Source organism: Aequorivita echinoideorum (genome assembly GCF_018476645.1).
GTDB lineage: Bacteria > Bacteroidota > Bacteroidia > Flavobacteriales > Flavobacteriaceae > Aequorivita > Aequorivita echinoideorum.
Genome location: NZ_JAHCTB010000004.1, coordinates 44,623 through 58,126, shown reverse-complemented (window position 1 = coordinate 58,126; position 13,504 = coordinate 44,623). Strand labels below are relative to the sequence as shown.

Annotated in this window: 16 protein-coding genes; 9 read left to right on the top strand and 7 right to left on the bottom strand. The window is 38.3% G+C overall.

Features of this window, described 5'->3' with window-relative positions:
• Positions 1 to 5: 5 nt before the first annotated feature.
• Complete coding sequence (locus KIV10_RS09490; protein ID WP_214113279.1) at positions 6 to 809, bottom strand: lysophospholipid acyltransferase family protein; 804 nt, start codon at positions 807 to 809, stop codon at positions 6 to 8.
• A 67-nt stretch (positions 810 to 876) separates the two neighbouring features.
• Positions 877 to 1,518, bottom strand: a complete 642-nt coding sequence (locus tag KIV10_RS09485) for an NUDIX hydrolase (protein ID WP_214113278.1) — start codon at positions 1,516 to 1,518, stop codon at positions 877 to 879.
• Between the two features lie 5 nt (positions 1,519 to 1,523).
• On the opposite strand from KIV10_RS09485, the gene KIV10_RS09480 reads away from it, so the two are divergent.
• On the top strand, positions 1,524 to 2,252 hold the full coding sequence (locus KIV10_RS09480; RefSeq protein WP_214113277.1) for a peptidylprolyl isomerase: 729 nt from the start codon (positions 1,524 to 1,526) through the stop codon (positions 2,250 to 2,252).
• A 201-nt stretch (positions 2,253 to 2,453) separates the two neighbouring features.
• Here KIV10_RS09480 and KIV10_RS09475 read toward each other — a convergent pair whose 3' ends face one another.
• On the bottom strand, positions 2,454 to 3,077 hold the full coding sequence (locus KIV10_RS09475; protein ID WP_214113276.1) for a trimeric intracellular cation channel family protein: 624 nt from the start codon (positions 3,075 to 3,077) through the stop codon (positions 2,454 to 2,456).
• Complete coding sequence (locus KIV10_RS09470) at positions 3,074 to 3,799, bottom strand: RDD family protein (protein ID WP_214113275.1); 726 nt, start codon at positions 3,797 to 3,799, stop codon at positions 3,074 to 3,076. Before KIV10_RS09470 ends, KIV10_RS09475 begins: the two co-directional genes overlap by 4 nt.
• Before the next feature lie 39 nt (positions 3,800 to 3,838).
• Between KIV10_RS09470 and KIV10_RS09465 the strand changes: the two genes are divergently transcribed.
• The 8 genes from KIV10_RS09465 (at position 3,839) to KIV10_RS09430 (ending at position 11,677) form a co-directional block, all read left to right on the top strand.
• Positions 3,839 to 4,807 carry a stage II sporulation protein M gene (locus tag KIV10_RS09465; protein ID WP_214113274.1) on the top strand — a complete coding sequence of 323 codons (969 nt, stop codon included), beginning with the start codon at positions 3,839 to 3,841 and terminating at the stop codon, positions 4,805 to 4,807.
• Positions 4,788 to 5,717 carry a hypothetical protein gene (locus KIV10_RS09460; protein WP_214113273.1) on the top strand — a complete coding sequence of 310 codons (930 nt, stop codon included), beginning with the start codon at positions 4,788 to 4,790 and terminating at the stop codon, positions 5,715 to 5,717. The genes KIV10_RS09465 and KIV10_RS09460 overlap by 20 nt, the downstream gene beginning before the upstream one ends.
• Positions 5,710 to 6,438 carry a hypothetical protein gene (locus KIV10_RS09455; protein WP_214113272.1) on the top strand — a complete coding sequence of 243 codons (729 nt, stop codon included), beginning with the start codon at positions 5,710 to 5,712 and terminating at the stop codon, positions 6,436 to 6,438. Before KIV10_RS09460 ends, KIV10_RS09455 begins: the two co-directional genes overlap by 8 nt.
• Complete coding sequence (locus KIV10_RS09450) at positions 6,428 to 7,615, top strand: DUF4350 domain-containing protein (RefSeq protein ID WP_214113271.1); 1,188 nt, start codon at positions 6,428 to 6,430, stop codon at positions 7,613 to 7,615. The genes KIV10_RS09455 and KIV10_RS09450 overlap by 11 nt, the downstream gene beginning before the upstream one ends.
• Positions 7,616 to 7,618: 3 nt before the next feature.
• Positions 7,619 to 8,611 (top strand): AAA family ATPase, encoded by a 993-nt coding sequence (locus tag KIV10_RS09445; protein ID WP_214113270.1) that lies wholly within the window; start codon positions 7,619 to 7,621, stop codon positions 8,609 to 8,611.
• Positions 8,612 to 8,762: 151 nt separating this feature from the next.
• A complete protein-coding gene (locus KIV10_RS09440) occupies positions 8,763 to 10,097 on the top strand; it encodes a DUF58 domain-containing protein (RefSeq protein ID WP_214113269.1) in 1,335 nt (444 codons plus the stop codon).
• Between the two features lie 101 nt (positions 10,098 to 10,198).
• Entirely contained in the window at positions 10,199 to 10,627 is a 429-nt protein-coding gene (locus KIV10_RS09435) for a DUF2141 domain-containing protein (RefSeq protein ID WP_214113268.1), read from the top strand.
• 108 nt (positions 10,628 to 10,735) lie between these two features.
• On the top strand, positions 10,736 to 11,677 hold the full coding sequence (locus KIV10_RS09430) for a LysR family transcriptional regulator (protein WP_214113267.1): 942 nt from the start codon (positions 10,736 to 10,738) through the stop codon (positions 11,675 to 11,677).
• A 75-nt stretch (positions 11,678 to 11,752) separates the two neighbouring features.
• Here the strand turns inward: KIV10_RS09430 and KIV10_RS09425 are convergent, their stop codons facing one another.
• The 3 genes from KIV10_RS09425 to KIV10_RS09415 all read right to left on the bottom strand — a co-directional run bounded on the left by KIV10_RS09425 (position 11,753) and on the right by KIV10_RS09415 (position 13,413).
• Complete coding sequence (locus KIV10_RS09425) at positions 11,753 to 11,950, bottom strand: hypothetical protein (protein ID WP_214113266.1); 198 nt, start codon at positions 11,948 to 11,950, stop codon at positions 11,753 to 11,755.
• 130 nt (positions 11,951 to 12,080) lie between these two features.
• Complete coding sequence (locus KIV10_RS09420; protein WP_214113265.1) at positions 12,081 to 12,881, bottom strand: TIGR00266 family protein; 801 nt, start codon at positions 12,879 to 12,881, stop codon at positions 12,081 to 12,083.
• Between the two features lie 76 nt (positions 12,882 to 12,957).
• Positions 12,958 to 13,413: a DUF4442 domain-containing protein gene (locus KIV10_RS09415; protein WP_214113264.1), complete on the bottom strand. Its 456-nt coding sequence runs from the start codon at positions 13,411 to 13,413 to the stop codon at positions 12,958 to 12,960.
• Between the last annotated feature and the right edge of the window lie 91 nt (positions 13,414 to 13,504).

The window sequence follows — 13,504 nt, the reverse complement described above, 5'->3', positions numbered from 1 at the left end:
AAAAATCAATAGCGCCACTGACGCTCTTTGTTCAATTCCTCTTCGTTTTGAATTTCAGCTGCGGGAATCACTTTTAAAAATGACGGATGCTGTTCAATGGCAAATTCCAGTTTTTCCACAATTTGTTCCATGGTCTCGTTTTCATAATCAATTTGCAATGGGGGCTTAATCTCCATAGACTGCAGAATACCGCGTTTTTTAATGCGTATTCCCTTTTTATCGAATGATCTTCTGAAACCGTCAATAACGATAGGAACAACAACGGGTTTGTTCTTTTTGATGATATGCGCCGTGCCGCGTCTTATAGGTTTCCAAGGTTTTGTAGTTCCCTGTGGAAACGTAATTACCCATCCATCATCCAGAGCTTTTGAAATATTGCTTACATCGCTCATCCTCACCTGTTTATTTACATCTTTGCCTTTTTCCCGCCAAGTGCGCTCAATACTCACCGAACCGGCGTATGCTAGGATTTTGGGAAGCAATCCGGCTTTCATTGTTTCTTTTGCGGCAACGAAGTAAATATTCAACTTGGGCTGCCACAGATAGCCCACATTTTTAATACTATCTTCCCTCCCACTCAAACTGGCGTTGAACACGTGCAGCATGGCCGCAACATCAGCAAAATAAGTTTGATGATTGCTTACGAATAATACATTTTTCTCTGGCAGCACTTTAATTATTTCGCTACCGTGGATCTGTAAATCGTTAAAGCCTTTAAAGCGTCGGTGCGTTAAAAGTCCGGCAATGCGTATTAACCACAGTTTTAAAAAAAGATAATGTCCAAATGGATTTTTTTTGAATAGGCTCATGTATTAATAGTCATAATTCAACTTTTTCAAAACAATTGCGAAGAAACAAATATACTAAAATCTGCAATTAGAGTAGCAATTTCAGTAATTCCCGCACTTCGTTGAGCATCATTGCCGTAGCACCCCAAACTATATGGTCATTGAGTTTGAAGGCCGGCACTTCTATGTTTTTGGCATAGCTAGTAGTCAAGGTTTGCGTGGTAATATTTGCATCTTCCATAAAATCTGCCAAATCTACTTCAATCAAAGCTTCAACTTCGTCTTCCTGTGGGATAAATTGGGGTGTTTCCATGGTTATTCCCAAAAATGGTTGCACAAAAAAATTACTGGGCGGAATATAAATTTCGGTCAGTTTTTTTAATATTGAAATTGCTTTTCGACTTATTCCAACTTCTTCCTCAGTTTCGCGCAGCGCCGTCTCTGCAAGGTTTTCATCTTCATCCTCCACTTTGCCACCCGGGAAACCTACCTGTGCGGAGTGTACGCCTTTATACGTTTTACGAAGAATTAATATCAAGCGGGTCTGTCCATCTTCCGAAGGATAAAATAATGCCATAACCGCGGCACGCTTGGCAGTATTTTGCTTCTCGGCAGCCCTTTTTAATTCTTCCAAACGCTCAATGGGCGCCATTTTAAAGTGAACCTCTTCCCCGGGAAGTTCCAATTTTGTTACTTTTACAATTCTTTTTTCAAATTCGCGAAAATCCATTAATTATGAGGCAAGGGTTAATTTATTTATGTGCGTGCATTCTTTTCTTCGGAAGTTGTGAAGATACTAAAAAGCGCCCCGAAACTACGGTTGAAACCAAATCTGAAATAAAAAAAGATGTGGAAGATGAAATTGAAACTGATGAAAATTCCGAAAAAATAAACGAAACTGAAAATTTTCCTGAAATAACCAATGACAATGTCGTTTCATTTTTAACCGAATACGGTGAAAAAAATCCCGAAACCAACGTTTTGATTGAAACCCGTTTCGGAAATATTGAATTGGAACTTTTTACCAATACGCCACTTCACCGTGCCAATTTCATTTATTTGGTAAAACAGAATTATTTCAACGAAACATTTTTCCACCGCGTGGTACCAAACTTTATCATTCAGGCCGGCAACAGTGACCTTGTTTCAACCCCGCGAAAACGTGCAAAATTGGGAGCAGATTATTTGCTTCCCGCCGAAATAATTCCCGGTAGAATCCATCAATACGGCACGATTAGCGGTGCCAAGGAATACCGTGAAAATCCTGATAAAAAAACCGCTCCGTATGAATTTTTCATCTTTTTGGGCCCGCAAACTTCCACCAGCCATCTCAATGGAAATTACACCGTTTTCGGAAAAGTAAGTAAGGGAATGGATGTGGTAAAGAAAATTTCAAAAGTAAAAACCGATGATGGCGATTGGCCACTTCAAAATATATATATTACCGCAAAGGTTTTGAAATAGAGAGCCCCAATTTTAAAATGGCAAATTTCAATTTCAAAAAATTAAAAATTATATGGAGCCACTTTTTAATAAAAACTCCAAAAGGATAACAGGATTGGGGTTGGCTTTGATACTTTTTAGTATTCTTTTTATAAAGGTTATTTTCTTCTAAACCTATAAACAATTAAATTTTTAAACTCTTAAGTGCATAAACTCTCAAATTCACGGACCCTCCAGCTCATCCTTCCTATAAATACTGGGCAACGAAAGTTTAAAATACACCGCGCACAAACGGACCGTTATCACAATTGATCCCGAAATAATCAAAATAATATCTTCCGTCAAATTCGTTTTCAGTAAAAAAAGATAAGCCGTGGCCCCAAGAATACAGGCTGTTGCGTAAATTTCCTTTCTAAAAATAATGGGGATTTCATTACAGAGTATATCCCTAATTACTCCGCCAAAACACGCCGTCATCGTTCCCAGCGCGGCACAAATTACCGGTGGAAAATCTGCGGCCAATCCTTTTTCAACGCCCACAATTGTATAAAGTGCTATCCCAATGGTATCAAACAGAAACAGTGATCGCCGAATATAACCCAATCTTTTTCTGAAAATTACAGCAAAAATCGCTGCACCAAAAATTACATAAACATACGTGAGATTTCGCATCCACGCTACGGGTGCATTTATCAAAATATCGCGCAATGTGCCACCGCCTACTGCGGTCACAAAGGCAATTATTAAAATACCAAAAGGATCCAACCGTTTGTGAAGCGCTGTGAGCACACCAGAAATTGCGAAGGCGATCGTCCCTAAAACGTCAATGGCTAAAATTAAATTCACATGTTTTGGGTAAAATGGTTATAATCCCGCAAAACGGTATCAATGTATTGAACGTCGTACAAATCTGATGAAGTGCCTAAAAGAGTTTCCACTTTCTTCCGAAGCATATGCAACGTTTTAAAATCATTCGTTTTTCTGGCTATTAAATACGTTTCTTTTATCAGCCGCACATCCTTATCTGTCAATGTGGTAACCGTGTTGAATTTGGGCTGGTAGTCTTCGGCTATTTCTTCCAAAATTGTATGGTTGATGCTCACTTTATTTTTCGTGGAAATTACTACAGTTCCCGCAGCGTGATCGCCCACCCGTTGTCCTCTTTCAGAAAAAATAATGGAAAGCAAACCAATTGACCCCAGAAAAATCCAAATATCAACCAAGCGGAGCATCCATAAAATCAAATAATCGCTCCAGCGTGCTGGGCTGCCGTCCATTTTCACCACTCGGGTTTTCATTGCCATCTTGCCAACCGTTCTTCCATTGAAAAGTATGTGCATATACAGTGAATAAAACATGACGGGCAACAATAGCAATTGCTGAATGCCGAAAACCGTCCAATTATCGCTAAAGGCCACGTTCATTGCCGCGGTGGCAAGTTCCACAATATAGAAGTATATTGAAAAAAGAAAAACATCAATCAAAAAAGCAAGAATGCGCTCGCCAACACTTACTATTTTGTAGTCCAGATTTACGTTTTGTGTAGTATTGATTGCTAAGTTTGCCATGTAAATGCAAGTCTTTATATTTATCGAAATTTTTGGAACATGCGGGAAGCAGCATTCGTGAAGCAAAATAAGGAAAAATGGATTGCTTTTGAAAAGGCAATTACATTAAATTCCGAAATAAGTCCGGACCACCTCGCAGACCACTATATACAGCTTACCAACGATCTGGCGTACGCCCAAACGTACTATCCCGAAAGCAAGACGCTTCAGTATCTAAATTCCTTGGCCTCGCAAACGCACCAGAAAATTTACAAGAATAGAAAGGAAACCAAAAACCGAATTGTAAGTTTTTGGAAATACGAATTCCCCACTTTCTTTTATAGATACCAAAAAACCTTATTTTTTGCTTTTTTGATTTTTGCTGTTGCAACCGCAGTCGGTTCCATTTCAGCGTTGAATGATGATTCGTTTGTTCGGTTGATTATGGGTGATGAATATGTAAACAAAACGTTGAACAACATTGACAAAGGCGATCCCACCGCCATTTACAAGAGCGGAAGCGAAATAGGTACTTTTTTGGGCATCACTATAAATAACATACGCGTGGCGTTTTTGGCATTTGCGTTTGGTGTTATCACCTCGGTGGGCACGGCGTATATTCTATTTAGCAATGGCGTGATGCTGGGTGCATTTTTTACGTTTTTTTACAACCGCGATCTCCTTTTCGTGGCTTCAAAAAATATTTGGTTGCACGGCGCTATCGAGATTTCAGTGATTGTGGTTGCAGGCTGCGCAGGATTGGTGATGGGTAACAGTATTCTTTTCCCTAAAACCTATTCACGGCGTGTTTCGTTTTTAAAAGGCGCCAAGGACGGACTTAAAATTGTAGTAAGTACAATTCCATTTTTTATTATTGCCGGTTTTATTGAAGGCTTCATAACGCGTTACAGTAATATGCCCACATGGTTGGCTATGAGTATTATTTTTAGTTCTTTCGCATTAATTATTTTCTATTACATTATTTATCCTATTACCCTTAACAAAAGACATGCTCCACAAAAAAATTGAGTTGAAACAGCGCCGCGACGTTGGCGATATGATTTCTACCTATTTCGAATTTTTCAAAAAGAATTTTAAGCCCTTCCTTAATATTTTTATCAGTTACAACGGACTTTTTATTCTTGGATTTTTAGGCGTAAGCTACCTTTTGGTCACTGGATTTGTGGGAACGTTCGCCGAAACCTCAAATAATTTCAGTATAGCTAATGATATTTCTTCGTCTCAAATGTATTTGGTCGCGGGCTTTATTGGACTTTTCATTTTAATAATTATCACTGCCGTACTTAATTACAGTTTGGCCGCTGTATACGTCATTCAATATCAAAATGGCGAAAAAAGCACCGTGGATAAAAAACAGGTGCTGCAAATGGTGAAGGCTAATTTGGGCAAGATTGTCCTTTTCATCGTAATTATGATTGTGGCATATATAGTTTTAATGGTTGTAGGTATTATTGTCTCCATTATTCCTGTTCTGGGAACGTTTGCCTATTATTTAATGATACTGGCTTTTACCGCGTGGGCGGGGCTTTCGTTTATGGCAATGATTGATAAAAATCTGGATGTAACCGATTCTTTCAGCGAAGGGATGACCTTGCTAAAGGCATTTTTCTGGAAAAGTATTTTGACCAATTTGGTCATCGGTCTCTTATTGGGAATCCTAATGATGGTTGTTTTAATGATTCCCGGTATCCTCATTGGCATCTATGCTTTCCATTCGCTGGATTCCGGTGTGGATTTGGTAAATTCGCCCGTTGCCAACGTTATTTGGACACTCGCTTTGGCATTGCTATTAGTACTGTACACACTCAATCAATCCATGGCGCAATTTGTAAACGGAATTCTTTATTATTCCATTCACGAGGAAAACTATAATGAATTGACCCGCAAACGTATTGATGAAATTGGCGCTGGTGAATAGATTTCTTTTTATAACATTTATATTTCTTTTGAAATTAAACACCGTAATGGCCGCGGTGCATGACAGCCTTTCCGTTAAAATTGATAGCAGCGCAGTTGAACAAAAAAGTTTTTCCAAAGATTTTTCGAAAAAATATTCCGGCAGCGAATACGATTATGACAGTATGGAAGGCGAAGCCGAAAATTTTATAGGCCGCGCTATATCTTGGTTCTTCAATAAAATGGGCGAATTTTTTGGGTTTACGCTTTCGCCGGGAATGTACCAAATCATTGAAATTTTGGTTTACGCCATCCTCATTATTTTTGCCACTTATATTATTGTGAAATTGCTTGTGGGCGACAGCGCTTCGTCGTTTTTCAGCAGAAAAAGTGCTGAAATGGCGCCACTTAATATCGAAGAAGAACACATTGAAAATATAGATTTGGATGCCTATATCAACAACGCCTTGAAAGAGGAAAATTATCGTTTGGCCATTAGGTATATGTATTTGAAATCGCTTAAAATGCTCTCGCTCAATAATATAATCCATTGGCATTTTGAAAAAACCAACAATGACTATTACCGTGAAATTGAAGATGGGGAGTTAAAATCAAATTTCAAAAAAATCTCTTATCTATACGATAACATTTGGTATGGTGAATTTGCGCTGGATAAAATCGGTTTCCAAAACGCCCGTAAGGATTTTGAACGTTTAAACCAAAAGATGAAATATGCTGGATAAACGTTCAAAAAGGGTGCTTTGGGTTTTTGGTATCGCGTTGCTTACCATCGTAATTACAGAGCTTGTGCGACCAAAGCCCATAGACTGGCGCACGAGCTATACTTCATTTGATAAAATTCCCTTTGGAGGTTTTGTTCTTTTTGAAGAATTAAATTCCCTTTTTAAAAATGCCGAAATTTCTAAAATTGATGAAGATCCCTACGAATTTTTGGTGAAAAATGAATATGAGGCCAATTCAGCTTATGTTTTCATTAATGATAATATATCATTTGATGAGCGCCAACTGGAAGAAATCCTGAAATACACCGAAGCTGGGAACACGGTTTTTATTTCTTCCCGTTCCGTTGGCTATGTGCTCCGCGATAGCTTAGGAATTTCAACATACACCAATTATAACATCCTTGAGAATGAAATAAAACCTACTTTTTTCAATTCCCGCTTGCAAATGGATTCGTTGCCAAAGTATAAAAAAGGAGTCTTCAAATCGGTTTTTGAAGATATTGATACATTGAATACCAAAGCATTGGGTTTTTATGCTTCGGAAGAAAAAAAGTTGGATGAGCTTAATTTCATCGAAGTAAATTATGGGAAAGGTAAATTTCTGCTGCACAATTTACCGGAGGCCTTTTCAAATTATTATTTGCTTAAAAACAATGGCCAATACGCTGCAAATGTGCTTTCATACATTGCTTCAGATAAAATCTATTGGGATGAATATTTAAAAACCGGCCGAAAAGTGGTGACCTCGCCCATGCGTTTTGTGCTGGATCAGGCACCGCTCACTTGGGCGTACTATGTGTTGGCTGGCGGGCTTTTGATTTTTATGCTTTTCAAAGGAAAACGTGAACAGCGCATTGTGGAAGTAATAACTCCGCTCGAGAATACTTCAGTGGAATTTACAAAGACCGTTGGCGATCTTTATTTTCAGCATAAGGATTACAGCAACATTATTTCAAAAAAAATCACATATTTCCTTGAAACCATCCGCTCCCGATATTATTTGAATACCAATGAAATCTCGGAGGAATTCATAAATAAATTGGCCACAAAAAGCGGTAATTCAATTGAAAAGACACAAAAATTATTCAATTTAATACGAATTTTAAAAGGCAGATCGGTTCATTCTGAAGCAGATTTGTTGGAACTGAACAAAAAAATAGAAGACTTTAGGTTATAAATTATGGAAGAAATACAAAACGACCCCCTGGAATTCAATTCAAGAATTGATTTGAAAAACCTGCAAGAAGCTGTAAATGCAATTAAAATCGAATTGGGTAAAGTAATTGTAGGTCAGCACGATATGCTTGAGATGTTGCTCATTTCAATACTTACGGACGGGCATTCCTTGATTGAAGGTGTTCCGGGAGTCGCCAAAACTTTGACCGCTAAGTTGCTCGCCAAAACCCTGGCCGTGGATTTCAGTAGAATCCAGTTTACACCAGATTTGATGCCGAGCGATATTTTGGGAACATCAATTTTCAATGTTAAAAACAGTGAGTTTGAATTCAAAAAAGGACCTGTTTTCTCAAACATCGTTTTAATTGACGAGATAAACCGGGCACCGGCAAAAACGCAGGCCGCACTCTTTGAAATTATGGAAGAACGCCAAGTAACAATGGACGGTACGGAATATAAAATGGAACCGCCATTTTTGGTTTTCGCAACGCAAAATCCTGTTGAACAGGAAGGTACCTATGCGCTGCCCGAAGCGCAACTCGACCGTTTTCTCTTCAAAATTAATGTTCCCTACCCCAGCCTTGAAGAGGAAATTAGCATTTTGGAGAATGCGCACAATCGCAAGGATGCGCTAATGCTAGACAATGTGAAACAAGTGCTTGATGCCAAACAAATTGCAGAATACCAGCACACCATCAAGCAGATAATAATTGAGTCAAATCTGATGAAATATATTGCCGCAATCGTGGACAATACCAGATCAAACGCCAACCTATTTTTAGGTGCCTCGCCCCGCGCCTCGCTTGCCATCATGAACGCTTCAAAGGCGCTCGCGGCTATGAACGGTAGGGATTTTGTAACGCCAGATGACATCAAAAAAATTGCGCCCTCTGTTCTAAGACACCGGATTATGCTCACGCCAGAACGAGAAATGGAAGGAACAACGGCAGATAAAGTGGTGCAACAGATTCTGGAAACCATCGAGATACCCAGATAATTGATGGTTGATGGTTGATGGTTGATGGTTGATGGTTGATGGTTGATGGTTGATGGTTGATGGTTGATGGTTGATGGTTGATGGTTGATGAAAATTAAAGTTTTTATGTTACCCTGGGCAGTCAAAAGTTTTAAAATTGAAATAAAAAAGTTTGAAAAAATTTCTCAAAAGTTTATATCTAACTAAACGGTTTTTTGCCGTGCTTTTTACGATTGTTGGGTTTTTTGTGCTTTCATATTTTTTCCAGGAATTGTTTGGAGCCGTCAAACTGCTTTTTTACATTTTCATCGCACTTTTTATTTTCGATATTTTGCTTTTGTACCGTAACAAAACGGGAATACAAGCCTCGCGTATTTTACCCGATAAGCTTTCAAATGGAGATGAAAACGCTATAGAAATACGGATCGTAAATAGATTCAAATTTAAGGTTTCGCTGAAAATTATTGATGAATTGCCGGTGCAGTGGCAACTTCGGGATTTTAAGATTGAAGCGATTCTAAATACTTCCGAAGAAAAGAAATTTACATATCACGTGCGCCCCACAGAACGTGGGGAATATCATTTTGGTAATTTAAATGTCTTTTCTTCTTCAATTCTAGGCCTTGTTTCACGCAGGCAGCAATTTTCAGCGGAAGCAATTGTGCCCAATTATCCGTCTTTTCTTCAGCTTAAAAAATATGATTTTCTGGCTTTTTCAAACCAATTGAAACTTTTTGGTCTTAAAAAAATTAGAAGAATTGGCCACACGATGGAATTCGAACAAATAAAGGATTATACCACAGGTGACGACGTGCGAAACCTTAACTGGAAAGCTACCGCAAAGCGAAACAGCCTAATGGTAAATCAATTTCAGGATGAAAAATCGCAACCTGTCTATTCGGTCATCGATAAAGGCCGAGTCATGAAAATGCCTTTCAACAATCTGAGTTTGCTGGATTATGCCATTAACGCTACACTGGTAATTTCAAATATTGTTCTAAGAAAACACGATAAGGCCGGTATGTTTACCTTTTCCAGAAAAGTAATGGACAGGGTGGTTGCACAGCGTAGAAAGGCACAAATGCACCTGATTCTGGAAACACTCTACAATGTGGAAACGGACTTTGCCGAGAGTGATTTTTCCCGTCTTTACGTTGATGTAAAAAGACATATAAAACAACGTAGTTTGTTGTTGTTGTATACCAACTTTGAAACAATGGACGCGCTCCACAGGCAGCTACCCTACTTGCAGGCTATCAACAAAACGCATTTGCTGGTGGTCATCTTTTTTGAAAATACCGAATTGAAGTCATTTATGTCAAAAAAAGCCACGACCACGCATCAAGTGTTTGAAAAAACCATTGCTGAAAAATTTATATTTGAAAAGAAATTAATTGTAAACGAGCTTCATAAATACGGCATACAGACAATATTGACCGCCCCGGAAAATTTGACAGTAAATACCATAAATAAGTATCTGGAAATTAAGGCGAGAGGTTTGTTATAACATTTCATCTGCGAAATTCTACAATTGGGAAAATGTTTTTAGAGTAACTGGAACAATTTTTAAAAATTTGTCTCAGAAATAAAAACCTTAAAAACTAAATTATGAAAACAATCATCACAAGCATCGTACTCGCAATCACATTAGGAATTTTCCCAACTGAAAAAACCATCGCCCAAACGGAAGGTGGCACCACAATTACGGTCACCGTACCGGTTTCAGTTTCTGAAGGAACTATTCTTGCCACGCTACAAACTGAAGAAACCTTTATGCAAAAAGGTATTCAGAGCAAAATGGGAACAATTGAAAACGGCAAGGCGGTAATGACTTTTACCGGAGTGCAGCCCGGGACTTACGCCATTCTTCTTTTCCACGATAAGAATAACAATAATCAAATGGATTTTGAAATTAATGGAATGCCCAAAGAACCTTACGGTGTTTCCAATAATGCTATGTCCTACGGTCCTCCTGCTTGGAATGAAGCTAAATTTGAAGTGAAAAATGAACCCATTGAAATGGAGATAAGAATGTAGGCTTACGCTAAAAAAAATAAAAAACCCGATGCTCGAGCATCGGGTTTTTTATTTTTATACCATAAACTTTATTTATATTATGTTATTTTTGTATAAATTTTTTCTACTATGACCATTACACAATTACGCTATATTCTTGCCGTAGCCGAACATCAAAGTTTTACAAAAGCTGCAGACCAAATTTTTGTTACCCAGCCTACGCTTAGTATGCAGATCCAAAAATTGGAGGAGGAATTGGATATTTTAATTTTTAACCGTTCCAAAAAGCCGGTTCAATTAACCGCAATCGGAGAAAAATTGATAAATCAAGCTAGAAATATTGTTGTGGAAAGTGAGCGATTACAGGATGTTGTTGATATTGAAAAGGGGTTTATTGGCGGGGTTTTCAAATTGGGAATAATCCCCACCGTTATGCCTACGCTTCTGCCAATGTTTTTAAGGAATTTTTCAAACAAATACCCGAAAGTAAGGTTAAAGATTGAAGAATTGAATACGGATGAAATTATCACTAAGATAAACGACGGATATCTGGATGCCGCTATCGCCGCAACACCTTTAAAACACACTAAAATAAAGGAAAGGCCGCTATATTATGAACCATTTGTAGGGTATATACCAGAAAACCACCGGCTCTCGTCAAAGATGAAACTGGAGGTTCCAGATTTGGATATAGATGACATTTTACTTTTGGAAGATGGGCATTGTTTCCGTGATGGAATTATCAATTTATGCAAAACTTCAAAGGCTGCTGGAGAGGATAAATTCCAACTGGAAAGCGGTAGTTTTGAAACGCTAATCAAATTGTCCAATGAAGGGTTGGGCATGACACTTCTACCCTATTTACACACGCTAGATATTTCAGAAAAACTTCAGAAGAATATTAAATACTTTTCAGAGCCATCCCCGGCGCGAGAGGTAAGCCTAATATACAGCGTAAATGAACTTAAATTGCAGGTAATTAATGCTTTGTACGAGGTAATTTCTGGAGTAATCCGTGGCGCAATCGCCTTTCATAACGTAAAAATTATAAGTCCTGTAAAAAAGAAGTGATTTCGAGAAATTAAAATTCTTCGATATCTATGCTTCTAAAATAAAAATCCCTCTGTGGATCAGAGGGATTTTTGTTTATGGATTTAAATAAACTAAACAATGATTTAATTGTGGGTTTTGTTTTATAAGCGAATCTACCCAGATTTTAAGCTCCTCTATTTCGTAAGGTAATAATCTGGTCAACGCTTTTTTTAACTCTTTGCAAAACAGATTTGCGTCAAAGCTTACTTTTGCAAGCACAGCTTTTGTGTAATCAAACATTGCTCTTGCCATAGCTAATTGAGGTTTTAAATAAATTAGAGTAAAGTAGCTTTATGCAATAGGCAAATATTTTAATTTAAAACTGTTTTAAATATACTCATTATTTATGGATTTTTATATTTTCACAACATATTCTAATGTGTTAAAATCGATTGTCACCATCAAGCAGGCTGCCCAAACCGCCCAATATACTTCCTTCTCCCTTATCCTTTCCGCCACCTTGCGGTGCGGCCATCCAAACACGCTTTGCCAATCGGCTAAAAGGCAAGGATTGCACATAGACTTTTCCAGGACCTGTTAAAGTTGCAAAGAACAATCCCTCACCACCAAAAATCGTATTCTTTATTCCACCCACAAATTCTATGTCATAATCCACTGTATGCTCAAAGCCTATAATACATCCCGTATCCACCTTGAGACGCTCCCCTGCTCCAAGATGCTTCACGGCGGTGGTTCCACCAGCGTGCACAAATGCCATCCCATCTCCCTCTAGTTTTTGCATGATAAAACCTTCTCCGCCAAAAAGGCCGCGACCCAATCTTCTGGAAAATTCCACGCCAATGGACACACCTTTCGCCGCGCATAAAAACGCATCTTTTTGGCAAATAAATTTCCCGTTGAAATTCAATAAATCCAAAGCCATTATTTTGCCGGGGTATGGAGAAGCGAAACTTACTTTCTTCTTGCCCGGAACCGTATTGTAAAATGCAGTCATAAACAAACTTTCACCTGTAAGCAACCGTTTTCCGGCACCGAAAATCTTGCCCATCACGCTATTGTCCTGTGCGGAGCCATCACCAAAAATGGTTTCCATTTTTATTCCGTTTTCCATCATCATAAAACTGCCTGCCTCGGCAATTACGCCCTCTTGCGGGTCCAACTCTATCTCCACATATTGCATTTCCTCACCATAAATGGTATAATCTATTTCGTGTGCATTCATAGTAATTTTAGATTTTGTTATTTTAATTGGTTGTAGATAGGATTTTTTTGTTACAAATTTTCAAAGGAATATATTCTCAGTCCTTCACTTTTACAGTCCATTCAAATTCAAAAATGGAAACTTGATCCCCAGAAGAATCTCTTCCTACAGCTTTCATCCAGCACGTTTCCCCTTCCCCTGTTGCTACGGCTTTTTCAATTGCTTCCCTGATCAAAAGTCCATCGTTGCACGTAAAGTGAATTCGCCCTTTCGCCTTTTTTGAAAAGCTTGCTCTATTATTCGCTACCAGCATCGAAATCTTTCTATCACTCTGCTGAATAGCGGCCATTACCATAGCCCCGGTACTAAGTTCTGCCGCCATACCCTGCACCGCCCAAAATATTGAATTAAATGGATTTTGGTTTATCCAGCGATGTTTGACCGTTGTTATACACGTTTTTTCTGAAATGGATTTTACCCGGACTCCCGTTAGATACGCTGAGGGCAGTTTGAAAAAAAGAAAGGTGTTGATTTTACTGGGATTGAGTTTCATCGATTTGCTTTTCACGAAGATATTCAATAATTCAACTACAATCAAAAAGTTAAAAAAAAGTTAATATTTTGTACTATGCGTAACATAATAC

Bases quoted from the DNA above. Each gene is read 5' to 3' on its own strand.
- KIV10_RS09465 (WP_214113274.1), top strand. From the start codon at position 3,839: ATGCGGGAAGCAGCATTCGTGAAGCAAAATAAGGAAAAATGGATTGCT.
- KIV10_RS09445 (WP_214113270.1), top strand. From the start codon at position 7,619: ATGGAAGAAATACAAAACGACCCCCTGGAATTCAATTCAAGAATTGAT.
- KIV10_RS09480 (WP_214113277.1), top strand. From the start codon at position 1,524: ATGAGGCAAGGGTTAATTTATTTATGTGCGTGCATTCTTTTCTTCGGA.
- KIV10_RS09460 (WP_214113273.1), top strand. From the start codon at position 4,788: ATGCTCCACAAAAAAATTGAGTTGAAACAGCGCCGCGACGTTGGCGAT.
- KIV10_RS09435 (WP_214113268.1), top strand. From the start codon at position 10,199: ATGAAAACAATCATCACAAGCATCGTACTCGCAATCACATTAGGAATT.
- KIV10_RS09420 (WP_214113265.1), bottom strand. From the start codon at position 12,881: ATGAATGCACACGAAATAGATTATACCATTTATGGTGAGGAAATGCAA.
- KIV10_RS09485 (WP_214113278.1), bottom strand. From the start codon at position 1,518: ATGGATTTTCGCGAATTTGAAAAAAGAATTGTAAAAGTAACAAAATTG.
- KIV10_RS09430 (WP_214113267.1), top strand. From the start codon at position 10,736: ATGACCATTACACAATTACGCTATATTCTTGCCGTAGCCGAACATCAA.
- KIV10_RS09425 (WP_214113266.1), bottom strand. From the start codon at position 11,950: ATGGCAAGAGCAATGTTTGATTACACAAAAGCTGTGCTTGCAAAAGTA.
- KIV10_RS09470 (WP_214113275.1), bottom strand. From the start codon at position 3,799: ATGGCAAACTTAGCAATCAATACTACACAAAACGTAAATCTGGACTAC.
- KIV10_RS09450 (WP_214113271.1), top strand. From the start codon at position 6,428: ATGCTGGATAAACGTTCAAAAAGGGTGCTTTGGGTTTTTGGTATCGCG.
- KIV10_RS09490 (WP_214113279.1), bottom strand. From the start codon at position 809: ATGAGCCTATTCAAAAAAAATCCATTTGGACATTATCTTTTTTTAAAA.
- KIV10_RS09415 (WP_214113264.1), bottom strand. From the start codon at position 13,413: ATGAAACTCAATCCCAGTAAAATCAACACCTTTCTTTTTTTCAAACTG.